The sequence below is a fragment of the Mycolicibacterium iranicum genome, from assembly GCF_002101705.1.
Classification (GTDB): domain Bacteria; phylum Actinomycetota; class Actinomycetes; order Mycobacteriales; family Mycobacteriaceae; genus Mycobacterium; species Mycobacterium iranicum.
Window position 1 is genome coordinate 171,139 of the sequence record NZ_LQPC01000029.1, and the last position, 24,857, is coordinate 195,995.

A 24,857-nucleotide genomic window follows, 5' to 3' on the forward strand; every position below is an offset into this window, starting at 1 on the left:
TGGCCGCCGCGCTCATCAGCGACTGCGGGTCCGATCCTGACCCATCGAGCTGAGAAGCCGCTCTGAGGCTCTTTGCACGGACGGGGCGAAAAGATGCCCGACGTGGCTGCCGCGGTGCCAGTGCAGCTCGCCGCCCCAGCGTTCATGGAGCACCTCGGCCGGTTCGCGGCCGGCCATCTGGTCGTGTGACGCGCCGACGATCAGCCGCCGCTCGGTCGGCGCCGTCGGTTCGACCGATTGGTAGTCGAGCGCGGACATCATTTGTTCGACGACATCAGAGCGCAGGAGTGCGACGGTCTCGTCGACCGAAGGGCCCCAGCGGCCCAGGTGCGTGGCGATCATGGCATTGAGTCCGGAGATCGGCGTGAACACCGCGACGGCGTCGACCGGCTCCAGATGCGAAACCAACCCCGCGACAGGGCTTCCCATCGACACCCCGGCAACGGCAACCGTCGTGGCCTGTGGCCGCAACCACTGCACCAGTGCCCGCACCTCCGACACCACGCGCATCATTCCGGCGACGTTGGCCAGCGGATCCATCGTGGGATACGCCGGCCACGTCTGGCCCCGGACACCGCAGCCCGGCTGGACCGGCAGGGCGACGTTGACTCCGAGGCCCTCCTGGATGCGTCGCGCCCTGGCGAACAGCAGGTCGATGGGCTGCCCCTGTCCGGCGCCGTGCACCCACACCAGCCAGGGACGCCGATCGTCACCTGCCCGGCACAGGTGCACGACGGCGGTCGCCGGCCCCCCGAATCCGGCACGCACCAGCGACTCCGGGAGGTGGGGGTCGTGGTCGAACGTCATCTGCTCGTAGCTGCGATGTCCGAACCGACGCCGCTGCAGCGAGTTCACCCGCACGGGATCGGGGGCGGCATTCGCGCCCGCGACGCCGAGGGCGGACAGCTCGGATGCCGCCGGCGCGCACGAGCCCGGCGAACGCTCCAGCTTCGGCGGGGGCGCCGTCAGCGTCATGCCCGTCAGAGCCAGTTCGTCCAGCGTGACCTCACCCAGCCGGCGAAGGTCGCTCCACGAGAACGCATTCCAATCCCCCGATGCCGAAACCGCACGGTGCGCACGCGGTAGCACACCCGCGAAATCGGTGCCGATGCGCCAGATTCGCTCGGTGGTTCTCACGCGAGCTTGAACCCCGTGTAGCCGCCCGCGGCGATCTCGTCGCATCGCCGCCGATACTCGGGGATTCCGGCGGTATAGCCCATGTACGTGCGCTTCTTGCCTGGCACGTTGCCGCCGTTGTACCAGGAGTTGCACGACGGATGGACCAGGACGGTCGGTGCCACCAGTGCGGTGGCCTGCTCGATCCATTCGCGCTGCGCCTCCGGTAGCGCTTCGATGGTCCGGTGGCCGTGTTGGCGGAGATGGTCGATGCAGGAGCCGATCCATTCCACGTTCTGTTCCAGTGCGGCGACGAAATTTGATGCAGCAGAGGGACTTCCGGGACCCTGAATAGTGAACAGGTTCGGGAAGCCCGCCACAGCCAGCCCGAGGTAGCTCAACGGTCCCTCCGCCGCCCAGAAGTCACCCAACGACAGACCGTCGCGACCGCGGATATCGATGCGGCTCAACGCCCCGGTCATGGCATCGAATCCCGTGGCGTACACGATCACGTCGAGTTCATGCAGGCCCCCCTGAGTCTCGATACCCGCGGCGCGCACGGAGACGATCGGGTCGGAGCGCAGATCGACCAGGGTCACGCTGTCGCGGTTGTAGGTCTCGAAGTACCCCTGGTCGATGATCGGTCGTTTGCAGGCGAACGGGTGGCTCGGCGTCAGCGCCCTTGCTGTGTCAGGGTTTTCGACGATCCGCGCGATCGCCTCGCCGTAGAGTTCGGCCGCCATCCGGTTGGCTTCGATGTCGAAGAACAGGTCACCCCAGTTGAGCGCGCCCATGACGCCACCCTCCTCGACGGCGCGGGTCCGTTCTTCCCGCGAGGCCGACTTCAGCGGCGGTTTGGCGAGCATCTCGAGCAGGACAGAGAACGCGCTCAGCCGTGCCGCACCGACAGGGTGCTCACGCTGCGCGGCGCGGATCTCCGGATAGCGGGCCTTGAGGTCGTCGAGTTCCCCGGGCTCGAACCGGCGAACTTTCCACGGCAACGTGTAGGCCGGTGACCGCTGGAACACCGTGAGGTGCGCGGCCTCCCGGGCGACGACCGGAATCAACTGGACACCGGTGGACCCGGTTCCGATCACGCCGACCCGTAGACCGGTCAGGTCGATACCGCCTTCGGGCCATCGACTCGTGAACAGCGAGGTGCCGGTGAACGCGTCCATACCCGGGATCGTCGGCTCGAGCGGTACTGACAGGATTCCGGTGGCCGCGACGACGAACGGCGCGACGAACGAGTCGCCGGCATCTGTCGTCACGGTCCACTCCGATGCGTCCTCGTCGAAGATCATCGCGGCGACGTTCGTCCCGAACGAGATGTCGCGACGCAGGTCCAGCCGGTCGGCGACGAAGTTGAGGTACGCCTCGATCTCGGGCTGGGCGGGCATGGTCTCGGTCCACACCCACTCCTGCTGGATGGCCTCAGCGAAGCTGTACGAGTACTCGATGCTCTCGATGTCGCACCGCGCACCCGGATAGCGGTTGTACAGCCACGTCCCTCCAACGTTGCGCGCCTTCTCCAGCACCCGGACCCGGAGCCCGAGTTCACGAAGGTGATGCAGCGCGTAGAGGCCGGAGAAACCTGCACCGACGACGATCGCGTCATAGCGTGTGGGGTCACGTTCGATCGTCACTGTTCCTCCGGGCCCGCAATACTGTCGCTGTTACAGTATCCATGTCCACAGGACTGTGTGGTCGGATCCGAGGAGACGTCATGAAAGTTCCGTTCACCTGGAAAGTCACGGGATGGTTCATGATCGGGTGGTCGGCGGAGTTCGAGATCGGCGATGTGAAGGCGCTCAAGTACTTCGGGGAAGACCTCGCCGCCTACCGCGACGAGTCGGGCGCACTGCACGTCCTGGAGGCGCACTGCAAACACCTCGGCGCCCACATCGGCCACGGCGGCACCGTCGTCGGCGACTGCGTCGAGTGCCCGTTCCACGGGTGGCGGTGGGGTCCCGACGGTTCCAACACCTACATCCCGTACCAACCCGACCGCCCCAACCGCGGACTGACGCTTCGGTCGTATCCAGTGAAGGAGCAGTACGGCTGCGTCTTCATGTGGTACCAGCCGCACGGCAAGGAGCCGCAGTGGGAATTGCCCGACATCTTTCACAAATTCCCCCAGTTCGAGACCGACGCGAACGCCTACTACCGGCCATACCCCGAGTTCTCCCGTCGCGCCGACGCCATCCCGGTGCATCCGCAGATCGTCGCCGAGAACGGTCCGGACAGTTCACATTTCCGCTACGTGCATGGCGCGTCGGTGACACCGGTCTGCTTGCACTGGGAGAACGTCGACGAAGAATGGCGATTCTTGACCGGCTGGCCCGATGCCCGAAGCGACGACCCGGACAAGATGGCGCTGCGCATCCACAGCCATTTCTCGGGCCTGGGCTTCGCAATGAGCGCATTCGAAGGGTCATCGAATCACCGGCTCATCTTTGCCTGTACCCCCGTCGACGACGAGGTGTCCGACATGTTCTATTCGATCTGGTGGCCGAAGCTTCCTGGCGAGACCTCCGACGCACCGCCACCCGAGCTCATCGACAAGGTGGAACGGCAGTTTCTCAAGACGGTGTGGGAGGACTGCGATATCTGGCGCTATCAGAAGTACATCGAACATCCCGCGCTGGCGAAGATCGACGCCAGGCCGTACATGGCGTTGCGCAAGTGGGCACAGCAGTTCTACGAGGTACCCCCGGCTGGTGACCCGGTCGCCCACCGATGAGGATTCCCCTCACCGAATTGGCGGCGCCAGGGCACACCGCCCTGATCGCAGCGTGGTCCAGAGAATCATGAGTAGACAACTATTGCCCGACTGTATGCTCACGCGGCGAGCCCGTCTAGAGTCCATCGCATGACCGAGTCGATTCAGTTCACCGTCCCGGCCGCCGCCGACGCTGTCACGGCGGTCATCGGCGACCGCGAGTTCATCGTCCAGGGCGAACGGCGGTTCACCTTTGCGCAGGTCGTAGAGCGTTCCAATCGGCTCGCGACCTTCCTTCACTCGCAGGGACTGGGCTGCCACACCGAACGGTCGCAGCTGGCAGGCCATGAAGTCGGTCAGGATCTGCTCGGCATCTATGCCCACAACGGGCCCGAGTACGTCGAGGGCATGCTGGGCGCATGGCGCGCCAGGGTCGCGCCGTTCAACGTCAACTACCGCTATGTCAAGAGCGAGCTGCAGTACCTGCTGTCCGACTCCGGCGCGACGGCCCTGCTCTATCACGCGGCCTTCGCACCGCGCCTCGCCGAGGTGCGCGCGGACCTGCCTGCGCTGAAAGTCCTGATCCAGATCGCCGATGACTCCGGCAACGAATTGCTGCCCGGCGCAGTTGATTACGAGTCGATCGTCGCCGACGGCCCCACCGATGTGCCCCCGGTCGAGCCGTCACCCGACGATCTCTATGTGCTGTACACCGGCGGAACCACGGGCATGCCGAAGGGCGTGCTGTGGCGCCAGCACGACATCTTCATGACCTCGTTCGGCGGGCGCAGCCTTTACACCGGCGAACTTGCGACGTCCTACGACGACATCGCCAAGCGCTGCGCCGAGAACCCCGGCACCAAGCTGATGGTGTTGCCTCCGCTGATGCACGGCGCCGCCCAATGGGCGGTGCTCACCGCGATGAACACCGGTCAGACAGTGGTGTTTTCACCGGTGGTCGACCACCTCGACGTCGACGATGTCGTCGCGACCATCGAGCGCGAGAAGATCCTGGCCGTCACCGTTGTCGGCGATGCGATGGCCCGCCCGCTGGCCGATGCCATCGAACGCACCAGCGCCGACCTGTCGTCACTCGCGGTGGTGGCCAACGGCGGGGCCCAGCTCACGCCGACGGCCAAACAGCGCCTCATCGACGTCAAAGAGAACCTAATGGTGGTCGACGGCGTCGGCTCGTCGGAGACCGGAGCGCAGATGACGCACATGTCCGCCCCCGGGGCGGTGTCCACGGGAACGTTCACCGCGGGCCCCGACACCTTTGTTGCCGCAGATGATCTCAGCACCATCCTCGAACCCGGGCACGACGGGATGGGCTGGCTCGCCCAGCGCGGTTATGTCCCGCTCGGCTACAAGAACGACGCCACCAAGACCGCGGCCACATTCCCCGTCATCGCGGGTGTGCGCTACTCGGTGCCAGGCGACCGCGCACGTCATCTCGCCGGCGGGGCGGTCGAGCTCCTCGGCCGCGATTCGGTGACCATCAACTCCGGCGGCGAGAAGATCTTCGCAGAGGAAGTGGAGTCGGCGATCGCATCGCATCCGTCGGTGGCCGACGTGGTGGTCGCCGGACGGCCCAGCGAGCGGTGGGGGCAGGAGGTGGTCGCGGTGGTGGCGCTGGTCGATGGTGCGTCCGCAACGGCCGACGAGCTGATCGAGCACGCCTCATCGGTGATCGCCCGCTACAAACTGCCCAAGGCCGTGGTGTTTCGACCCAGCATCGAGCGCAGCCCGGCGGGCAAGGCCGACTATCGCTGGGCCCGCGAGCAGGCGGTCAGCGGGTCGTGAGCCGGCCGAGCCTCTTGTGCGTCCGGCTTCGTGCCATCCGCAGTGCGAGCGCGGTTGTCATCCGCATCGACCGGGTGAACGGCGGCGCCGCGCGACCGGTGATGGTGAACGGTAGATCGCTGCCGACCACCGTCCGATGGTGGCTGAACGTGTCGAAACCCGCCTTGCCGTGGTAGGCGCCCATGCCGCTGCGCCCGACCCCACCGAACGGCGCCGCTGACGGGATCATTTGTGCGGCAAAGTCATTGCGCGCGACACCGCCGCTTCTGGTGTGTCTGACGAAGGAGCGGAAGTCGGCGTCGTCGGGACCGAACCAGTACGCGACCAACGGTGAGGGGCGGCTGTTGATGTAGTCGACGACGTCGGAGAGCCGCTCGTAGGGTTCGACCGTCAGAACAGGACCGAAGGTCTCCTCCGAGGCGATCCGCATGCTGTGGTCGACGTCCTGCAGGATCGTCGGCGCGATCTTGCGGCTGCGGCGGTCGGGCAGCGCCTCCCCCGGCGGCACCACCGAGTCGACGCGCGCGCCCTTGCCGCGGGCGTCCTCGATGAGGGCGACGACGCGATCGAAATTGGCCGGGTTGACCGACGAACAATAATCCGCGTTGGCCGCGATCGCCGGGAACATGCGAACGAAGGTTTCGCGCACGACGTCGACGAATTCATCGGTCCGTTCGACGGGGACGAACACATAGTCGGGGCATACGCAGACCTGACCGCCGTTGATCATGCGTCCCTGGGCGATTCGGGCGGCCGCCCGGGCGATGTCGGCTTCAGGCCCTACGACGACCGGGTTCTTGCCGCCCAGTTCCAGCGTGACAGGCACGAGATTGGTTGCCGCCGTGCCTGCTACGAGTGCCCCCACCGATGGTGAGCCGGTGAAGAAGAGGTGATCGAAGGGCAGTGCCGCGAAATCCGCTGCGACAGCGGCGTCTCCGGCGATTACGGCGAGTTCGTCCGGGCTGAAATAGGCGACCGAGAGCGACTGCATGAGTTCGGCGGTACGCGCGGTCACCTCCGACATCTTGATCATCACGCGGTTGCCCGCCGCAAAGGCCGCCGACGCCGGAAGGACGACGAGGTTGACGGGGAAGTTCCACGGCCCGACGATGCCGACCACCCCGAGCGGGGACGGCTCCACCTCAGCCCGCAGCCCGAACGGCCGGGCGGGCCGCATCAGCTTGCACGGGCGCATCCATTGCCCTACATGGCTTCTGGTGTGCTCGATCACCGAGATCATGCCCATGATCTCGGTGAACAACGTTCCCGTCCGCGGCCGCGTGCCGAAGTCGTCGGCCATCGCGTCGACGAAGTCGTCGGCGTTGTCGAGGACCAGCGCCATCAGTCGGTCGATCCGGTTCCGTCGCAGCGCCAGATCGGGTGGCCCGTCCGCCAGGAACGCTCTGCGCTGGCGTTCGAGAACGGCCGCCATCGGCTCCTGTGTGCGGATATTCGCGCCCTCAAGCGGCACTGGCATGCCGCCCACGGTAACACCGGTTCGGCCGCTGTCCGCGGCTAGCGAATTAGTTACAGTCATGCTTACTGTCGCTTTTTCGGTTTGAGGCGCCACAGCTCACGCCCACGTCGACGCCGTCACTACCAAATCGATGACTGTCGGCGACCCCATTACCGCCTGACACGCTGTACATGTCAATACTGTAAGCGTTACAGTATCCGCGTGGAAGCCCACGTCCAAAACGTCGCCAGCGATGAGCCCATCGACCTGCGCGACCCCTATCCGATGTTCGCGCGCCGACGCGGCGAGGGCGGGGTGTTCCGGGGTTCGGTGATGGACTGGTCGAAGACGCCTGACTCACTCAAACCCGAGAACCTCTACGCGGCAGTGTCGTTCGACGCCGTCAACCGCGTCTTCCGCGACGGCAAGGTGTTCAACTCCACAATCTACGACGCGACAATCGGCCTGTTCATCGGTCCGACCATCCTGGCGATGGAGGGCAAGCCACACTGGGAGCACCGAAATCTCGTCTCCGCGGCCTTCAAATCTCGATCCCTGGCGCGCTGGGAGCCTGAGATCGTGCGGCCTGTCGTCAACGAACTCATCGACGAGTTCATCGAGGCGGGCCGGGCGGACCTGGTAGGCGACTTCACGTTCGAGTTCCCCACCCGGGTGATCTCCCGGCTGCTCGGCCTCCCCCAGGATGACCTGCCCTGGTTCCGCCAGCGCGCAGTCGAATTGATCAGCTACACGGTCAAATACAAGCGCGCATTCGAGGCATCGGCGGCGCTCAAGGACTACTTCCTCACCCAGATCGAGCAGCGTCGTTCGGCGCCGACCGAAGACATCATCGGCGACCTGGTGTCCGCCGAGATCGACGGCGAGCGGCTCACCGACGAGGCGATCTACTCGTTCCTGCGGCTGCTGTTGCCGGCCGGACTGGAAACAACCTACCGGTCGTCGGGCAATCTTCTCTACCTCCTGTTGACCCACAAGGAGCAGTTCGACGCCGTCAACGCCGACCACGAACTGATCGGCGCGGCGATCGAGGAGGGACTGCGCTACGAGACGCCGTTGACCACCGTGCAACGCTTCGCGACCGAGGACACCGAGATCGACGGTGTCCCGATTCCTGCGGGATCGGTCATCGACGTCTGCATCGGGTCAGCCAATCGCGACGGATCGCGATGGGAGCGTGCCGAGGAGTTCGACATCTTTCGGAAGAGGCTGCCGCACATCTCCTTTGCGGCGGGCGAGCACACCTGCATGGGCCTGCACCTGGCACGCATGGAAACGCGGGTCGCCGTCGAGACCTTGCTGACCCGGTTGTCCGACATCGAGCTGATCACCGACGACGACCCCCACATCCACGGTCAGCCGTTCCGATCACCGACAGCGCTCCCGGTGACGTTTACCCCGTCCCCCGCGGAATAGCATTCCTGGCTGCGGTTGGGCCGGACATCGCAGCCCTGGCTTCTCTCTCGCGACGTGACAGTCAGCCCCGCTTGCGCTCTCGCCGGGCGATGGTCTTGGTTTCGAGGTACTGCTGAAAACCTTCGATACCGCATTGGCGGCCGACACCACTGCTCTTGTAGCCGCCGAAGGGTGCGTCGGCACCGTAGAACATGCCGCCGTTGACACCGAAGGAACCCGTCCGGATGCGCCGTGCGATGCTCATCCCCCGCTCGGCCGACCGCGACATCACCGCCCCGGCAAGACCGAACGCGCTGTCGTTCGCCAGGCGCACGGCGTCGTCGTCATCGTCGAACGGCAGCAGCACCAGTACGGGCCCGAAAATCTCGTCCTGGGCGATCGCGGCGCCGTTGTCGACGCCCGTGATGACCGTCGGTGCGACAAAATGTCCGTCGGCCAAGTATGCGGGCAGTCCCTCCACCGGCCCGCCGCCGACGGTGATCTCGGCACCGTCGCGGCGCGCCCCGTCGATTGCCGAAAGTACCCGCTCTTTCTGAGCGGCACTGATCACCGGTCCCACGAGCGTGCCGGGGTCCACCGGATCGCCCACGGGCACATGTTGATACGCCATGGTGATGTCGGCGACCGCCTGGTCGTAGAGCGACCGGTGGATCAGCATGCGGCTGGTGGCCGCGCACGCCTGCCCGGCATGCACACACACCCCGATCGCGGTCGGCACGATCACGGCAGGGTTGGCGTCGTCGAGCACGATCGCTGCCGACTTTCCGCCGAGCTCCAGAAACATCCGCTTCATCGTGTCCGCGCCCTGACGCATGAGGAGCTTGCCGACGGCCGTCGACCCGGTGAACGACACGAGGTCGACGCGCGGGTCGGTCCCGAGCAGACCGGCGACGTCGTTGGACGGCGTGGTGACCACATTGACGACACCAGGCGGGATGTCGGTCTTCTCGACAATGAGACGGCCCAGCCGGGTCGCGTTCCACGGGGTGTGCGGGTCGGGTTTGAGGACGACGGTGTTGCCCGCGGCCAGCGCAGGACCCAGCTTGTTGAGGATGACTTCGATCGGGAAGTTGGACGGCGTCACCGCGGCCACCACACCGGCGGCTTCCTTGACGACGGTGCGGATGTTGCGCTCGCCGAACAGGCCACCGCCCTCGAGAACGCGCTCCCAGCCGAATTCGTCGATGAGCCGCGCCGGGTAGCGCAATGATTCGGCGAGCGGCCAGTCCAGTTGCGCGGACTCGGTCGTCATCACCGGGCACCCAACCTCAGCGACGAGTTCTGTTCGCAGCGCGTCCTTCTCGTCTTCGATGGCAGCCTGCAACTGGTTCAGGCAGCGCTTACGCAGCGCGCGGTTGGTCGACCAGTCGTTGGTGTCGAACGCCGACCGCGCCGAGGCGATGGCACGCTCCATGTCCTCTGGTCCAGCCGCGGCCGTGTCACCGAGAATCGCGCCCGTGGCCGGACTGGCGTTGGCGAATCGCGCACCGGACGCGGCATCCACCAATTCACCGGCGATGAGCATCCGACTCTCGGCCCCGGCGGCGGCCCGCCTGCCCCACTCGACGCTGGTCTCGGTACGTTCGGCGGGGATCGAGCTCACCTGGCACCTCCACCACGTCTCGGACGATCAACGGTAAAGATTACAGTATCGGATCTCCGCTAGACTCCCCGCCAAGAGCCACTCGAGATCGTCGTGAGGACACAGTCGTCAAAGGGGACGAGTTTGATCAAGGTGATGGAGGGCGTGCGGGTCCTCGAGGTAGCGCAGTTCACGTTCGTCCCCGCGGCCGGGGCGATACTCGCCGACTGGGGCGCTGACGTCATCAAGATCGAGCATCCGGTGCGCGGCGACACCCAACGCGGCTTCGTCAACATGGGCGGGTTCCAGTTGGACCCCAACCGCCACCCCTTGATTGAGCACCCCAATCGAGGCAAGCGCAGCGTCGGGATCGACGTGTCCACGCCCGAGGGCCAGGACGTGCTCTACGAGATCGCCAAGACTGCCGACGTCTTCCTGACCAACTACATGCCGCAGACACGCCAGAAGAACAAGTTCGACATCGAACATATCCGAGCGGTGAACCCCAACATCATCTACGCGCGGGGAAGCGCCTACGGTGACAAGGGGCCCGAACGCCTTGTGGGCGGATTCGACGGAACGGCGTTCTGGACGCGCAGCGGCGTCGGCCACGCCCTGACCCCTGAGGAGCTGGGCGGCGCTCTGCCCCAGGGCATTCCGGCGTTCGGGGATTCGATCGGCGGCATGAACATCGCGGGCGGGATCTCGGCGGCGCTGTTCCATCGCGAGCGTACCGGGGAGGCCGTCGAGCTCGACGTGTCATTGCTGAGCACGGCATGGTGGGCGGCGGGCGCCAGCGTGACGCAGGGCATGGAGACCGGTGAGACGATGCGCTCGCTGATGCCGGGCACCACGACGTCGGTCAACCCGTTCATGGCCAACTACGCGACCTCCGACGGTGGCACGATCAACCTGTGCATCGTCAGCCCGACCGGCTACATCCGCGACACCTTCGAACATCTGGGCCTGCCCGAACTGGCCGACGATCCACGCTTCAGCGATGTGATGCCGTTGATCCAGAATGCCGAAGCCGGCGTGGAACTCATCGCCGAAGCCATCGCGGCCAAGCCGTTCGAGTACTGGCGCCAGCACCTGAAGACGATGAGGGGTCAGTGGGCGCCGTTCCAGAGCCTGGTCGATCTCGCCACCGACGAGCAGGCCATCGCCAACGACATGATCGTCGAGGTGGAAGCCAGCGACGGCGGCAAGCCGTTCAAGGTGGTCCGCGGCCCGGTGCAGTTCAACCACGAGCCGCTGGAGACGACGCGCGCGCCGCAAGCCTCCGAGCACACCGAGATCGTGCTGATGGAAATCGGTCTCGACTGGGACCGCATCGAGGAACTCAAGGACAAAGGCGCGATCGCCTAGCCCCCTTCCCGCCGAAACTGCATTCCGCGCGGCCAGATCGCGAAAAATCGCGCGCGGAATGCAGTTTCGGCGGGGTCAGACCTTGGTGACGCGGACGGGCACACCCGTCAGCCACGCCATCCCCGACAGCGACTCGACGTCGTCGGGCTCGCTCGAAGTGAGCAGGTTGACGTTGGTGCCACCGGCCTTGTTGGCCACCCGCCAGCCGCCCGTACCCTTGTGCCCCCAACCGTGAGGTACGGCGACCACCCCGGGCATGATGTCCTTCGTCAGCGTTACCGGGATCGTGATGGTCCCGTAGGCCGAGCTGACCTGGATCTCGCTGCCGTCCCCGATCTCCAGCTCGGCAGCGTCATCGGCGTTCATCAGCCCGTGCTGGCCGCGATCGCCGCGCATCAGCAGCGGCGCGTTGTGCATCCACGAGTTCTCCGAACGCGGTTCGCGCATCCCGATCAATCGCAGCGGATAGTCCTGCGCTTGTTCCTGCGCCCGCAACGCCGCGACCTCAGCGGCGATGTCGTCGTGCTTCAGGTGGATTCGGCCGTCCAGGTACGAGATCGCTTCCTTCAACACGCCCGTTCGAAGGTTCGGTGAGAGCACCCGGCCGTGCGCGTGATCGCGCGACAGCCGACCGAAGCTGAGTCCGCCTCGGCGCAGCCCGAAGCGGTCACCGCCCGTGGCGACCCGGATGATGCCGTCGGCGAACATCCTCGGGGTGAAGGGAGAACCAAGCTTCCTCAGTGCCCGACCGCCTGCCGTCAACGCGCCGAACACCCGGGACTGCCCGGACAGCCGACCGATCAGGTCGCCGACGATCTCCCACTCCTGGCGCGCCTGGCCCACCGGCGCCACGACGGCCTCGGTCGCCTGCCGGAAGGGAGTCGCCTGGAACGGCTGGAACGTCAACGGGAAGTCGTCGCGTTCGTACATCGTCGTCACCGGCAGGACGTAATCGCAGTGCGACGTCGTCTCGGTCAGATAAAAGTCAAGCGCCACAGAGAGATCGAGTCCGTCCAGCGCCGTCTCCAGCTCGTCCCCATTGGGTACCGACAGCACCGGATTGCCCGCGCTGATGAACATCGCCCGAATCTGTCTTTGCCCGGGAGTCGTCATCTCCTTGGCCATCAGCGCGGCCGGCTCCGAGCCGATGATGGCGCGGAACCCGCCGATGCGTGAACGCCTGCGCCGGTAGGTGCGGCGCAGCAGCGCGCCCATGCCGATGTTGACCAGTCGCTGCGCGGGCATGCCCAGCCCGCTGATGACGGAGCCGCCGGGTTTGTCCAGGTTCCCGGCGACAAGGTTGACGACGTCGATGAGGTAGGAGGTCAAGGTTCCGTAGCGGCCCACGCAGGTGCCGAGCCGCCCGTAGACGGCGGCGCGCGGGGTGGCCGCGAGGTCGCGAGCGAGGCCGCGCACGATGTCGGGATCGACCCCGGTCTGCGGCGCCGTGGCCTCCGGGGTGAAAGGCGCGACCTGTGCCCGCAGCCAGTCCACATCGTCGACGACGAGCCTGATGTCGCCGGAATGAGCGAGTCCCTCGGCGAACATCACCTGCAGCAGCGACAGCAGCATCAACGCGTCGGTGTCGGGCACGATGCCGCACCACTCGAACTGCGCCGCGGTCTCGGTTTTACGTGGGTCGACCACGACCACGCGACCGCCACGTTTGACGATGTCGTGCATCCGGTCCTTGATGCGTGGCGCGGTGAGGAAACTACCGTGTGAGACCACGGGATTGGCGCCCATGAGCACGAGCAGATCCGTGCGGGTGAGATCCGGGATCGGAACGGAGGTCGGCGTTCCGTAGAGCAGCTGACTGGCCATCAGCCGGCTGTTCGTGTCCTGCGACGACGCGGTGTAGAAATGAGTTCCGCGACCGATGCCCTTGATGAAAGCCATGATCGACAGCACGTGCGCGTAGCTGAACGCTCCGGGGTTGCCCATGTACCAGCCGACGGCGCCGGCCCCATGGTCGCGCAGCACCGCCGAAAGGCGGCCGGCGATGTCGCCCAGTGCCTCGTCCCAACTCACCGGCTCGAAACCGTCGGGTGTGCGCCGCAGAGGTGTGGTGACGCGATCGGGGTCGTTGACAACCTCGGTGAAGGCGATGCCCTTCTGGCAGGCGAAGCCCGCCGACAGCGGGTGCTCCTTGTCGGGGCGCAGCGCGACGAGCTTGCCGTCCTCGACGGTCGCGATCATGCCGCACAGCGGCTCGCAGATACGGCAGAACGTGACTTTGTGCTCGACGTGGGTCGCCATATCGATCCTCTTCTGGGCTGCGGTTCTTCGATAGTCTGCGGCGGATGCGCTGGATTGTCGACGGAATGAACGTGATCGGCTCACGGCCCGACGGTTGGTGGCGAGACCGGCACGGGGCGATGGCGAAGCTGGTGGAACGCCTCGAACGCTGGGCGGACGCCGAAGGTGTCGCTGTGACAGTCGTTTTCGAACGCCCGCTGTCGCCCCCGATCGTTTCCGGGGCAGTTACCGTCGCCCATGCGCCGGTTCCCGGCCCGAACTCCGCCGACGACGAGATCGTCAGGCTCATCGCCGCCGATCCGCATCCGGAACAGATCCGGGTCGCGACGTCGGACCGGACGCTGGCTGAGCGCGTCCGGTCGTCGAACGCGTCGGTCTGGCCCGCCGAGCGGTTCCGCCGGCTGATCGACGAGCAGTGAGCGTCGGCCACCCGGCCTCCTGTAAGCCATCCAGTTGTGCTTTCGATAAAAGTCACCCTATCCTGCTGGTGGCCACCGCGGCACAGGACAGGACGGGACGTGACCGACGCCTACTACGAGCTCGTCGAGGGTGACGATCACCGTGGGGAACGGTTCGCCGCCTCCGAGCACGTCATCAGCACGTGGGGATCGTCCATGCAGAACGCCGCACCGGTGTCGGCGCTCCTGGTGCGGGCGATCGAGCATTGCGCGCCGCGCGACGATGCCCGCCTCAGCCGCGTCGTGATCGACCTTCTCGGACCCGTTCCTGTCGGCGACGAATTGTGGGTGCAGGCCCGCGTCGAGCGGCCGGGCCGCCAGATCGAGCTCCTTTGCGCCGACATGACCGCACCAGGCCCGGACGAGACGCCCCGACGGGTCGCGACGGCCTCAGCATGGCGGTTCCAGCGTTCAGAGACGATCACACTGCCCGAGACACCCGTCGAGCCGATGCGGCCTGTGACCGAAGGGTATCGCCGGCTCCCCGAAGACGGCGGCGAACGCACCTACATCCAGAGCCTGGACTGGCGCTGGCTCAACGACATCCTGCACAGCGTGCGGGCCGAGTGCTGGGTGATGCCGCTGGTCGATCTGGTGGCCGGGGAGACGATGACGCCGGCGCAGCGGTTGTTCGCCGTCGCCGACGTCGCCAACGGTATGGGAAGCCGCCTGGACCCGAGCCAGTACACCTTTCTCAACACCGACCTCGCGGTGCACATCCACCGCATGCCGCAGGGCATCTGGATCGGTGTCCGCTCCGAAAACCACTACGGCGCTGACGGCGTCGGCATGTCTCGCGGCACGCTCTTCGACGAACGCGGACCCGTCGCCGCCATCCAGCAGGCGCAGCTGGTGCGCTCCCGCGCGTAGATCGAAAGGATTGACACGATGCACGACGTCGCGATCATCGGGGTGGGCCTGCACCCCTTCGGCAGGTTCGAGGGCAAAACCGCGATGCAGATGGGTATCGATGCGATCACCGCCGCGGTCACCGACGCAGGCGTGTCCTGGAACGACATCCAGTTCGGCGTGGGCGGCAGTTGGACCGTCGCCAACCCGGACGCGATCGTCGGCATGGTCGGGCTCTCGGGCATCCCGTTCACGAATGTCTTCAACGCGTGCGCCACCGCGGCAAGCGCAACGAAGGCATGTGCGGACGGAATCCGGCTGGGAGACTACGACATCGGGATCGCCGTCGGCCTGGACAAGCATCCCCGAGGTGCGTTCACCGAGGATCCCGGGTTGGTCGGCATGCCGAGCTGGTACGCCGAGAACGGCCAGTATCTGACCACCCAGTTCTTCGGGATGAAGGCCAACCGTTACCTCCACGAGCACGGCATCAGCCATCGGACGCTGGCGAAAGTGGTCAACAAGAACCTGCGCAACGGGGCACTGAACCCCAACGCCTTTCGGCGCAAGCCCATGGACGAGGACGCCATCCTGGACTCCCCCATGCTCAATTACCCTCTGACGCAGTACATGTTCTGCTCCCCCGACGAGGGCGCCGCCGCTGTCGTGATGTGCCGGGCCGACCTGGCGCACAAGTACACGGACAAGCCGGTGTTCGTCCGCGCCGTCGAGGTGCGCACCCGCAAATACGGTGCCTACGAGGTCAACACCACCTTCGCGCCGGTCGACGAGGATGTGGCCCCGACGGTCTATGCGTCCCGCGCGGCATTCGAGAAGGCAGGCATCGAGCCGTCTGAGGTCGACGTGATCCAGTTGCAAGACACCGACGCCGGCGCCGAGATCATCCACATGGCCGAGGCCGGCTTCTGCGCAGACGGCGAGCAGGAGAAGCTGATCGCCGACGGCGCCACCGAGATCGGTGGGACGATGCCGGTCAACACCGATGGCGGTCTGCTCGCCAACGGTGAACCGATCGGGGCCTCCGGGTTGCGCCAGCTGCACGAGATCGTGCGCCAGCTGCGCGGCGAGGCCGGCGACCGCCAGATCCCCGGCGAACCGAAGGTCGGTTTCGCCCAGCTGTACGGCGCGCCCGGCACCGCAGGTGCCACCATCCTCACCACCTAGCGATAACTCGGCTTGCCGAGGCCCAGGACGTACTGCGCGATCATGTTGCGGAACACCTCGAGCGTGCCGCCGTAGATGCCGACCAGCGGCGCGAATCGATAGATGTATTCGGCCGCGCCGTCGTCGGCGGAGCCGTCGGTACCGACCGGGAGCGCCGACGCGGTACCGAGAACATCCATCAGGTCCGGCGAGATGTCGCGCATGGTCTGTGCGAGCGCGACGCGGCCGAAAATGCTCGGCGCCGACAGCGATGCCTCCAGCCGGGCGACGCTGCGTCCCAGCCGATAGGCGACGGCACCGTCGTCGATGAGCCTGCGCCCCTGTGGGTCCGGGATGGCCGATTTCTCCGCGGCCTTGTCGACCGCGTGCGCCATGAACATCGCCTGGTGCATCATGATCGACACATCCGCCAGACCGTCGTCGGCGGCGGCCACGTCACCGTGCTCGGCGTTGAGTGGCTCGCGCACCACGCTCCAGCCGCCGTTGACCTCGCCGAGGCGGTACCGGTCGTCGATCCGCACGTCGCTGTAGTACACGATGTTGGTGCGGTCGCCGTCGACGGTGCGGATGCCCTGGATCTCGATGCCGGGTGTGGCCAGCGGAACCAGGAACATGGTGAGGCTCTTGTGTTTCGGGGCGCTCGGGTCGGTGTTGGTGATGAGGAAGACGTACTGGCAATTGTGCGCACCGGTGGTGAACATCTTGGAGCCATTAATGATCCACTGATCGCCGTCCCGCACGGCGCGGGTCTTGCAGGTCGCGACGTCCGATCCGCCCTCGGGCTCGGTGTAGCCCAGGCACATCCGGACGTGCCCGCTGTACACGCGGGGCAGCACCTCGGCCTTGAGCTCGGGCGATCCGAACTTCTCCACGGACTTCGCGATCATCGCGGTGGTGCCCGAGGTCACCCACGGCACGTGGGCACGTCGCTTCTCGAGCTCCCAGATCCGCCGCTCGACCCGGGTGAAAGCCCGCTCGGAGCCCACCTTCCAGTCGCGCTCCAGGTAGCCCGCTGCGCCGAGCGCGAGATGTACTCCCTCGTCGAAGTTGTCGCCGGTCTCCCGGTCACGCCGGATGACGTCCTCGGTGACGATTTCGCTCAGGAACGACCGGAGCTCGTCCTGGAACTTCTGCTCGTCGTCGGACAGCTCGACCCGTGAGAAATCCATGGCTTAGCTCCGCCCTTCGCGATCGGCGACGATTCCTGCGATGTACTTGGCCGTCACGCCCGGATCTCCGCCCGCGACTGCCCATCCCCTGGCCCGCACCAGGTAGGCGGTGGCCGCCGCCTCGGCGGAGACGCCGAGCCCACCCTGGACGTGGACGGACATCGTCGCGGCTTTGGCGGCCTCCTCGGCCATGAAAACGAACACCGACGGCGCCAGCTCCCGTCGCTCGTCGGGCTCGTTGTCGAGGAACCATGCGGCGCGGCGGGCCAGGTTGCGACCCGCCTGCACTGTGATCGCGATGTTGGCCAGCGGATGCGAGATGGCCTGGAGGGTGGAGATCGGGACGCCGAGGGTGAATCGGGTCTTGGAGAACTCCGCGGCGATCGTCATTGTCTCCTCGACGAGACCGACCAACGCGGCGCCGGTGAGTAGGCGCCATTCATCCAGCGCCCGTTGATATTCGGCCAGCGCGGCGGGGCCGCTGGCCAGCACGGTCTGGCTGTCCGCGGCAGCAGGATCGATCCACGCCATGGGTAGCTTGCCGATGTTGTCGACGCGCGCAGGTCGAGACGAGAACTGCACGAGCACGATGTCTGCACCGTCGCGAACAATGACGTGATCGGCAATCGAGCCGGCGGGAATCAAGCGGGCACCGTCGGAAGCGTCCTGCGCGGGATCGAGCGCGACCAGCTTCGTGCCGTTGACGACGTCGGCTTCCGACGAACCCATCCGAGCCATGAGACGGGCGGCCACGACGTGGTCGATCCACGGCACCGGTGCCAGTGATCGCCCGATTTCCTCGGCCACCAGGGTGAGGTCGACCAGCGTCGCCCCGTCACCGCCGACGGACTCCGGCAGCGCCATCGTCGAGGCACCCATGGCGCACAAACGCTCCCACAGGTTCTTGTCGAACCCGGATTCCTCTGCCGCGCGTACCGTTTCGATGGTGCAGCGGGTCGAGAAGAAGTCCTTGTAGGCCGCCTGCAGCGCCTGGTGATCCTCGGACAGGCTGTAATCAAGCCTGCGAAGCTCGTAACGGTCCATCAGGATCCCTTCGGTCCGAAAAAGAATTCGTCGGCGTTGTTGTACAGATAGTTGTCCAGCACCTCGGGCGGCAGATCCAGTGCGAGGGCCTCGGGCACCACGCGACTCTGCCGCAGGACGGGCCAGTCGGAGGCGAAGATGACCTTGTTCTTGCCGCGCGTCCGCATGTAGTGGAGAAGGCTGGCCGGCAGCCGTTTCGGTGACCATGCCGAGGTCATGATGCGCAGGTTGGCGTACTTGATCAGGAGCCGGATCGCGAGATCCCACCACGGGTCGGCACCGTGGATCATGCACAACTTCAGTTCGGGGAACCGCACACACACCCGGTCGAGATGGATGGGGTTCTGCACTTCGCCGGGGATCGGCGGTCCGGGCAGCCCGGTGTTGATGCACAGGGGCAGTTCGAGTTCCGCGCACTTGGTGTAGAGCGGGTAGTACACCGCGTCACTCGGTGGGTACATGCCGTCACCCCAGAAACTCGGCCCCACCGCGGCGTAGGCGACGGGAAGCCCGGCCACGACGGAGGTCAGTTCACGCAGCGACGGCATCGGGCGCAGCAGGTTCACCCCGCCGATCGCCAACGCGAACTTGTCGGGCCTCTCCTCGGCGAACTGGCGCGCGGTCACCGACGGCTTCACGAGATTGTCCATCAGGATGGCCTTCTCGACGCCGTGTTCGGCCATCTCGTCGAGCAGCGCCGGGAGTTCGACCTGGTCGTAGAGCGACTTCGGCCCCTTGAAGTAGTCGTCACGGACCTTGCGCATGAACTCCGGCTGCGAGGCCGTCTCGCCGAAGTGCACATTGACCAGGCAGTCAATGACACGGTTGACTTTCTGCGTCACGGCTGCACCGCCAGTTTGCCCTGCTGCGCCACATGGCTTTTCGCCCACCGGTAGTCGGCCTTGCCGTTGCCCAGCCTGCGTACCTGCTCGACGAAGACGAATTCTTTCGGCGTCTTGAAGCGTGCCAATTCCGAGGTGCACGCCGCCCGCAGCGTGTCGGAATCGACCACAGCCTCGGGGGCCTTCTGAACGAGGGCCACGATCTCCTGCCCCCAGCGCTCGCTGTCGCGGCCGACCACCAGCGCGTCGACCACCCCGGGTTGTGCGCGCAACACCGCCTCGACCTCCTCGACGAAAACCTTCTCCCCGCCGGTGTTGATCACCAGCGAGTCCCGGCCGAACAGCCGCAACGTCCCGTCGGACTCCAGTGACGCGCGGTCACCGGACACCACGACCCGTACACCGTCGACCACGGGAAAGGTCTTCTGTGTTGCGACGGGATCATCGAAGTAGCCCAATGGAATTCGGCCCACCCTGACGACCCACCCCACCTCGGCCTCCCCCGGTTCGACGAACCGGCTCAGATCCTCCGAAACCACCGTGCCGCCCTCGCGGAGGTCGAATGTCTCGCGGTGGGAGCCGCGCTGGTTGTGCCCGAAGCCCATGTTCCCGGTCTCCGAGGAGCCGTACCCGTTGATGATGGTCACGTGCGGAAGCTTCTCGAGCAATGCCGCGACATGCCTGGGATTCGTTGCGGCGCCACCGGTTCCGATGGCATAGAGCGAGGCGAGATCGTAATCCCGTCGCTGGAGCTCCACGATCAACGGCGCGGCATATGCGTCGCCGACCATCGTCATCAGGCCTGCTTTCTCGCGTTCGGCGGTCTGCCACACTCGCTGCGGATCAAACCTCGCCCGATCGTCGTAGACGACGACAGGCAGGCCCGCGAGCGCGCCGGAGAAGACCGTCCACAGCCCGGCGGCGTGCATCAGTGGCGACACCGCAAACCACGGGGCGCCGGTATTGCCGGCCACCTTCGTGTGGATTTCGGCCGCCGACTCGTGATCGGCGCCCACCATCGAGGACACATAGGTGTCGCTCTGGCGCCACAGCACGCCCTTGGGCCGTCCGGTCGTGCCTCCGGTGCAGTACATGATCAGATCGTCCGGGGAACCGGTGATGCGTCGATCCGGATCACCCTGCGCGACAGCGTCGTCCAGCGGGACCGCACCGCCGAGACCGGCCGCGTCGCTGCCGTCGTCGACCTCGATCAGCAGTTCGCACCCCGGCGGCGGCAGAACGTGCGCGAATTTCGCGCCGAGCGCCCTGTGGTAGACGACCGCGCGGGGTTTGACGTAGTCGAGCAGTTCGGCCACTTCGCGCGGCGTGTAGTGGTGGTTCACGTTGACCGGTACCGTGCGGGCCTTCAGGGCGCCCACCACGAGTTCCGGGTACCGGTCGTTGTACATGAACAGCGCGACGCGATCCTGTCCGCACTCCCAGTTGTCCAGCTCGTGCCGTTCCCTGTGTACGCCAAATCCGCGGCCGGCCAGGAAGTTCGCGAAGCGGCGGGTGCGTTGTGCCATCTCGCCGTAGGTGGTTCTGCGGTCCCCGCAGACGAGCATCGTCCGGTCCGGTATGACGTCGGCGATGGCGTCGACGATATCGCCTATCGTCCACTCGCTCATTTCAGGCTGTGACGTTCGCGCCGATGAGCGTGAGAGCGTTGTCCCGCATCACTTTTCGGGTGTCCTCGTAGCTGAACTCAGGGAATTGCGGGATGTCCGCGGTGAACGATGTCGGGTCCGCCAAGCCTTCGCCGTGCGGCCAGTCCGAACCGAACAGGATCTTGTCGACCCCGATGGTCTCGGCGAGCAGCTTGACATCGTCCTCGTAGTACGGAGCGATCCACACGTTGTTCTTCAACTGCTCGACCGGGTCTTCCTGATAGTGGTACGGCGCATTGTTGGCGGACTTCTTGAGCCGCTTGATCAGCCGGTACACGAAGTACGAGCCGTTCTCGATGCTGGCCACTTTGAGCTTCGGATGCCGGGTGAAGACCTGGTGGACGATCATCGAGGCGATGCTGTCGTGAATGGCGCGGTCGTCCATCAGCACCATGTCCAGCGGATCGCGCTTCCCGAAGCCTTTGAACACTCCACTGCCGCCCCACAGCGCCGGCACGGCCATGTACCCCGAATCCGAGAGGTGGAAGACGACGACGGTGCCGGCTTCGGCCAGGCGTGCCCACACCGGGTCATGGACCGGGTCGCCCAGAGACCGCGGCCGCACCTCGCCCGGCACCGGCGCGGGACGTACACAGACGATCTTCGCGCCGCGGCTGTGCACGAATTCGACCTCTTCGACCGCCTTGTCCGGATCGGCCAGCGAGATGATCGGGGCCGACAGAAAACGGTGGTCCGGACGGTCGAAGCCCCAGTCCTCGTCGAGCCACAGGTTGAACGCGTGCACCGAGGCCATCGTGGCCTCGATGTCATGCTTGAGCCCCTCCTCGACGCCGCAGGCGAATGTGGGCAGCATGAATACCGTTTCGAGGTTCTGTTTGTCCAAAATCTTCACCCGGGCATCGCGGTCCTGGTACTCGGGATGATCTCCGAGCCGGTCCACCTTGAACAACGACGCCGGGTTCACTCCCTCGGGGATCTCCCCGCGGAACAGCAGATCCAGACAACCCGGCTCGATGATGGGATCGAACGTCGGATTGGGAATGAAGTGGTTGACCACGCCGCCGAACAGCGCCAGCGTGCGCTTGCCGTCCTGAACCATCTGCACGCCGCGACTCCTGAATTCCTTCGGCAGGTGTCTGGTGAACGCGTCGAGCGGTTCGTAGTAGTGGTTGTCGACGTCGATTGCCCGGTAGTCCAAGGGCTGTGGCGTGGTGGTCATGACGTCTCCTCCTCGAGGGGCGGGAAGCCGGGCGGTCGCTTTTCGAAGAATGCGGTGATGCCTTCGATGAAGTCCGGCCGCAGCATCGACTCGTGCATCAGTTTCTCCGCATCGGCACTGGCCTCGTGGACGTTTCGCAAAGCATCCCGGTAGATCTGACGCTTGATCACCGCAAGGGAGCTCGGCGCGCAGTTGCGCGCCATGTCTTGCGCGTAGGCGAGGGCCTGCGGCAGCAGATCCTCGGGCGCGAAGACGTCCTTGACGAGACCGAGTTCCTTGGCCTCCTCGGCGAAGAACGTGCGGCCCGACAGCAGTAGATCGAGCGCCGCGCCCCAGCCGACCACCTTCGGCAGAATCCAAGAAATGCCGTATTCGGCGATGAGGCCGCGCCGGGAGAAGGCGGTGGTGAACTTCGCGCCTGCCGCGGCGAAACGCACGTCGCACATCAGGGCCTGCGTGAGACCGATGCCGGCACACGCGCCGTTGATGGCTGCGATCAACGGCTTCCGCAGTTCGGTGACAAAGTGCGGGTGACGTTCGCCGACGAGCGCAGTGACGTCGGCGTCTCCGTTGGTGCTTGCGCCTCCGATCGTGTCGAGGTCGCCCATGTCGGCGCCCGCGCAGAACGCCCGGCCGTTGCCCGTGAGCACGATGACCCGGACAGCGGGGTCGGCCTCGGCGCGATCGATGCACTGGTAGAACGCGCGTGCGAGGCCGCCACCCCAGGAATTCATCCGATCCGGTCGGTTGAGGGTGAGCACCGCGACACCGCTGTCGAGGATCTCGTAGAGCACCGGTTCAGCGCTGGCGGGCTCCGCGACGCGATCGACAGCGCTCACCGACGTACCTCCTCAGGCGGATAGATGCACATACTGTACACCTATCGGTAGTGGCTTCCGCAAACGCTCGATCGCGCTATCCGCCGACCAGTCCCACCGCCTTGTACACGGCGCGAATCTCGTTCTGCGCCAACTCAGGAAGCCTCGCCTGCGGCGCCGTGAACGCGGGTGGTCCCCGATCGGCAGACCCAGCACCGAGGCCGCGAATTCACACCCGCCGCCCCACATTCTCCTCGCCCTAGGTGAAGTCGCTGCCGCCGTCGACGTTGACGTTCGCGCCGGTAATGTAGGAGTTGCGGCGCGAGGCCAGGAACGCGACGACGGGCCCGATCTCGGTGGGCAGACCCGCGCGCGGAAGATGCGCCGGATGACCGAAGTGCTCGTCGATGGCGGCCATCAACGCGTAGGGGTCACCGCCGTCGACGCCCACCGAATTCGCCCATCCGACAAGCGCTTCCGAGGCGATACTGCCCGGCGAAACCACGTTCACCAGGATTTCGTCGCGCGCCAGGAACAGCGAAAGATTCTTCGAGACGCTGGTCACCATCGCCTTGGCCGCCGTGTAGGCGGGCAGGATTTCGCTCTGGCGCTGCGTCGAGTGGGCCGAGAAGTTGACGATGCGAGCCCAGTCCGCGGCGCGAAGCAACGGCAGGGCCGCGCGGACGCAGCGCACCATTCCCATCGCCCCTTCGTCGACGGCCTGGCGCCAGTCGGCGTCGTCGAGTTCGTCGAACGTGCCGCGAACGCTGGGACCGACGGCGTTGACGAGGATGTTGAGCTTGCCGCCCCAATGGTCGCTCACAGCCGAAAAGGCTTCGCGGACTTGCGCGTCGTCGGTGGTGTCGGCGAGGACGCCGAACGCGTCGGGGCTGCCTCGCTCCCGCAGTTGGGCGGCCGCCCCGTCGAGCGACGCCTGGTTGCGGCCCACCACTGCCACTCGCGCGCCGTCCTCGGCGAAGCAGTGCGCGGTCGCCAGGCCCATTCCCCGGCCGCCGCCGACGACGACGGCGGTGGCGTCCCGCAGACCCAGATCCATTGGCGGGTGGTTACGTTCCCGTCCAGTTCGGCTTGCGCTTCTCGGCGAATGCCGTGGCACCCTCCATCGCGTCCTTGGAACCGAATACCGGGAAGGCGATCTCGCCCTGCTTCTTCCACATCTCGGCCTCGCTCCATTCGGAGGACTTGACGATGATCTCCTTGGTCGCCGCCACGGCAAGCGGTCCGTTGGCCGTGATGCGCTCGGCCAAGGCCAGCGCACCGTCGAGCGCCCCTCCCGGCTCGGTCAGCACGTTGACAAAGCCCCACTGCGACGCCTCTTCGGCGGTGAAGCTGTCACCGGTGAGGGCGAGCTCGAGGGCCTTCTGGTACGGGATCCGCTTCTGCAGCCGCAGAAGCCCTCCGCCCGCGGCCACCAGACCACGTTTCACTTCGGGGATTCCGAACTTGGCATTCTTGGCGGCCACGATGAGATCGGTAGCCAGCACGATCTCGGTGCCGCCCGCCAATGCGTAGCCCTCGACCGCGGCGATGAGGGGCTTGCGCGGCGGACGCTCGGTGAAGCCGATACCACGGCCTTCGATCGCGGGTACCTCACCGGCCATAAAGGCCTTGAGGTCCATGCCCGCGCAGAAGTTGCCCCCCGCGCCGGTGATGATCGCAACGGACAGCTCCGGCGAATCGTCGAGCTCGTCCATCGCGTCAGCCAGCCCCTGGGCTACCGCCAGGTTGAAAGCATTGCGTGCCTCCGGCCGGTTGATGGTGATGATCAGGACCCGACCCTGGCGTTCCTGGAGAACCTCGTCTGACACCTGTCGCCCTTCACCTTTCGTGTGGGTTACCACCGGGAGTGCTGGAAAAGCTTACTATAGGCCTTACAGTAAAAGA

20 protein-coding genes are annotated in these 24,857 nt (G+C 66.0%); 7 read left to right on the forward strand and 13 right to left on the reverse strand.

Features of this window, described 5'->3' with window-relative positions; translation table 11 throughout:
- Positions 1 to 15: 15 nt before the first annotated feature.
- Positions 16 to 1,137 carry an alpha/beta fold hydrolase gene (locus AWC12_RS13265; RefSeq protein ID WP_085174840.1) on the reverse strand — a complete coding sequence of 374 codons (1,122 nt, stop codon included), beginning with the start codon at positions 1,135 to 1,137 and terminating at the stop codon, positions 16 to 18.
- A complete protein-coding gene (locus AWC12_RS13270; protein ID WP_024446570.1) occupies positions 1,134 to 2,762 on the reverse strand; it encodes a flavin-containing monooxygenase in 1,629 nt (542 codons plus the stop codon). The genes AWC12_RS13265 and AWC12_RS13270 overlap by 4 nt, the downstream gene beginning before the upstream one ends.
- An 80-nt stretch (positions 2,763 to 2,842) precedes the next feature.
- Here AWC12_RS13270 and AWC12_RS13275 point away from each other — a divergent pair, with 80 nt between their 5' ends.
- A complete protein-coding gene (locus tag AWC12_RS13275) occupies positions 2,843 to 3,859 on the forward strand; it encodes a Rieske 2Fe-2S domain-containing protein (RefSeq protein ID WP_024446569.1) in 1,017 nt (338 codons plus the stop codon).
- Positions 3,860 to 3,988: 129 nt separating this feature from the next.
- Positions 3,989 to 5,641 (forward strand): medium-chain acyl-CoA ligase Mig, encoded by a 1,653-nt coding sequence (locus AWC12_RS13280; protein ID WP_024446568.1) that lies wholly within the window; start codon positions 3,989 to 3,991, stop codon positions 5,639 to 5,641.
- Here AWC12_RS13280 and AWC12_RS13285 read toward each other — a convergent pair.
- Positions 5,628 to 7,118 carry an aldehyde dehydrogenase family protein gene (locus AWC12_RS13285; protein WP_085174943.1) on the reverse strand — a complete coding sequence of 497 codons (1,491 nt, stop codon included), beginning with the start codon at positions 7,116 to 7,118 and terminating at the stop codon, positions 5,628 to 5,630. The two genes, AWC12_RS13280 and AWC12_RS13285, sit on opposite strands and share 14 nt — an antisense overlap.
- Before the next feature lie 201 nt (positions 7,119 to 7,319).
- Here AWC12_RS13285 and AWC12_RS13290 point away from each other — a divergent pair, with 201 nt between their 5' ends.
- A complete protein-coding gene (locus AWC12_RS13290) occupies positions 7,320 to 8,531 on the forward strand; it encodes a cytochrome P450 (RefSeq protein ID WP_024446566.1) in 1,212 nt (403 codons plus the stop codon).
- 61 nt (positions 8,532 to 8,592) lie between these two features.
- Here the strand turns inward: AWC12_RS13290 and AWC12_RS13295 are convergent, their stop codons facing one another.
- On the reverse strand, positions 8,593 to 10,056 hold the full coding sequence (locus tag AWC12_RS13295; protein ID WP_081660006.1) for an aldehyde dehydrogenase family protein: 1,464 nt from the start codon (positions 10,054 to 10,056) through the stop codon (positions 8,593 to 8,595).
- A gap of 213 nt (positions 10,057 to 10,269) precedes the next feature.
- Here AWC12_RS13295 and AWC12_RS13300 point away from each other — a divergent pair, with 213 nt between their 5' ends.
- Entirely contained in the window at positions 10,270 to 11,481 is a 1,212-nt protein-coding gene (locus tag AWC12_RS13300) for a CaiB/BaiF CoA transferase family protein (protein ID WP_085174842.1), read from the forward strand.
- Between the two features lie 75 nt (positions 11,482 to 11,556).
- Here the strand turns inward: AWC12_RS13300 and AWC12_RS13305 are convergent, their stop codons facing one another.
- The gene (locus AWC12_RS13305) at positions 11,557 to 13,740 is read right to left on the reverse strand and encodes a molybdopterin-containing oxidoreductase family protein (RefSeq protein ID WP_085174844.1); all 2,184 of its coding nucleotides are present in this window, start codon (positions 13,738 to 13,740) and stop codon (positions 11,557 to 11,559) included.
- Positions 13,741 to 13,784: 44 nt separating this feature from the next.
- Between AWC12_RS13305 and AWC12_RS13310 the strand changes: the two genes are divergently transcribed.
- From AWC12_RS13310 to AWC12_RS13320, 3 genes are all read left to right on the forward strand, one after another.
- Positions 13,785 to 14,159 carry an NYN domain-containing protein gene (locus AWC12_RS13310; protein WP_085174846.1) on the forward strand — a complete coding sequence of 125 codons (375 nt, stop codon included), beginning with the start codon at positions 13,785 to 13,787 and terminating at the stop codon, positions 14,157 to 14,159.
- A gap of 99 nt (positions 14,160 to 14,258) precedes the next feature.
- Positions 14,259 to 15,068 (forward strand): thioesterase family protein, encoded by an 810-nt coding sequence (locus AWC12_RS13315; protein WP_085174848.1) that lies wholly within the window; start codon positions 14,259 to 14,261, stop codon positions 15,066 to 15,068.
- A gap of 18 nt (positions 15,069 to 15,086) precedes the next feature.
- A complete protein-coding gene (locus AWC12_RS13320) occupies positions 15,087 to 16,232 on the forward strand; it encodes a thiolase family protein (RefSeq protein WP_085174850.1) in 1,146 nt (381 codons plus the stop codon).
- On the opposite strand, the gene AWC12_RS13325 is transcribed toward AWC12_RS13320, so the two are convergent.
- From AWC12_RS13325 to AWC12_RS13360, 8 genes are all read right to left on the reverse strand, one after another.
- Complete coding sequence (locus AWC12_RS13325) at positions 16,229 to 17,401, reverse strand: acyl-CoA dehydrogenase family protein (RefSeq protein WP_085174852.1); 1,173 nt, start codon at positions 17,399 to 17,401, stop codon at positions 16,229 to 16,231. The two genes, AWC12_RS13320 and AWC12_RS13325, sit on opposite strands and share 4 nt — an antisense overlap.
- Before the next feature lie 3 nt (positions 17,402 to 17,404).
- Positions 17,405 to 18,445: an acyl-CoA dehydrogenase family protein gene (locus AWC12_RS13330; RefSeq protein WP_085174854.1), complete on the reverse strand. Its 1,041-nt coding sequence runs from the start codon at positions 18,443 to 18,445 to the stop codon at positions 17,405 to 17,407.
- Positions 18,445 to 19,209 (reverse strand): amidohydrolase family protein, encoded by a 765-nt coding sequence (locus AWC12_RS13335; RefSeq protein ID WP_234814002.1) that lies wholly within the window; start codon positions 19,207 to 19,209, stop codon positions 18,445 to 18,447. Before AWC12_RS13335 ends, AWC12_RS13330 begins: the two co-directional genes overlap by 1 nt.
- A gap of 74 nt (positions 19,210 to 19,283) precedes the next feature.
- On the reverse strand, positions 19,284 to 20,915 hold the full coding sequence (locus tag AWC12_RS13340) for an acyl-CoA synthetase (RefSeq protein WP_085174858.1): 1,632 nt from the start codon (positions 20,913 to 20,915) through the stop codon (positions 19,284 to 19,286).
- Position 20,916: 1 nt separating this feature from the next.
- Positions 20,917 to 22,134, reverse strand: coding sequence for an amidohydrolase family protein (locus tag AWC12_RS13345; RefSeq protein ID WP_024446555.1), 1,218 nt, complete (start codon positions 22,132 to 22,134; stop codon positions 20,917 to 20,919).
- On the reverse strand, positions 22,131 to 22,973 hold the full coding sequence (locus AWC12_RS13350; RefSeq protein WP_085174860.1) for an enoyl-CoA hydratase: 843 nt from the start codon (positions 22,971 to 22,973) through the stop codon (positions 22,131 to 22,133). The genes AWC12_RS13345 and AWC12_RS13350 overlap by 4 nt, the downstream gene beginning before the upstream one ends.
- 238 nt (positions 22,974 to 23,211) lie before the next feature.
- The gene (locus AWC12_RS13355) at positions 23,212 to 24,009 is read right to left on the reverse strand and encodes an SDR family NAD(P)-dependent oxidoreductase (protein WP_085174862.1); all 798 of its coding nucleotides are present in this window, start codon (positions 24,007 to 24,009) and stop codon (positions 23,212 to 23,214) included.
- Positions 24,010 to 24,019: 10 nt separating this feature from the next.
- On the reverse strand, positions 24,020 to 24,781 hold the full coding sequence (locus AWC12_RS13360) for a crotonase/enoyl-CoA hydratase family protein (protein WP_024446553.1): 762 nt from the start codon (positions 24,779 to 24,781) through the stop codon (positions 24,020 to 24,022).
- Positions 24,782 to 24,857: the final 76 nt, after the last annotated feature.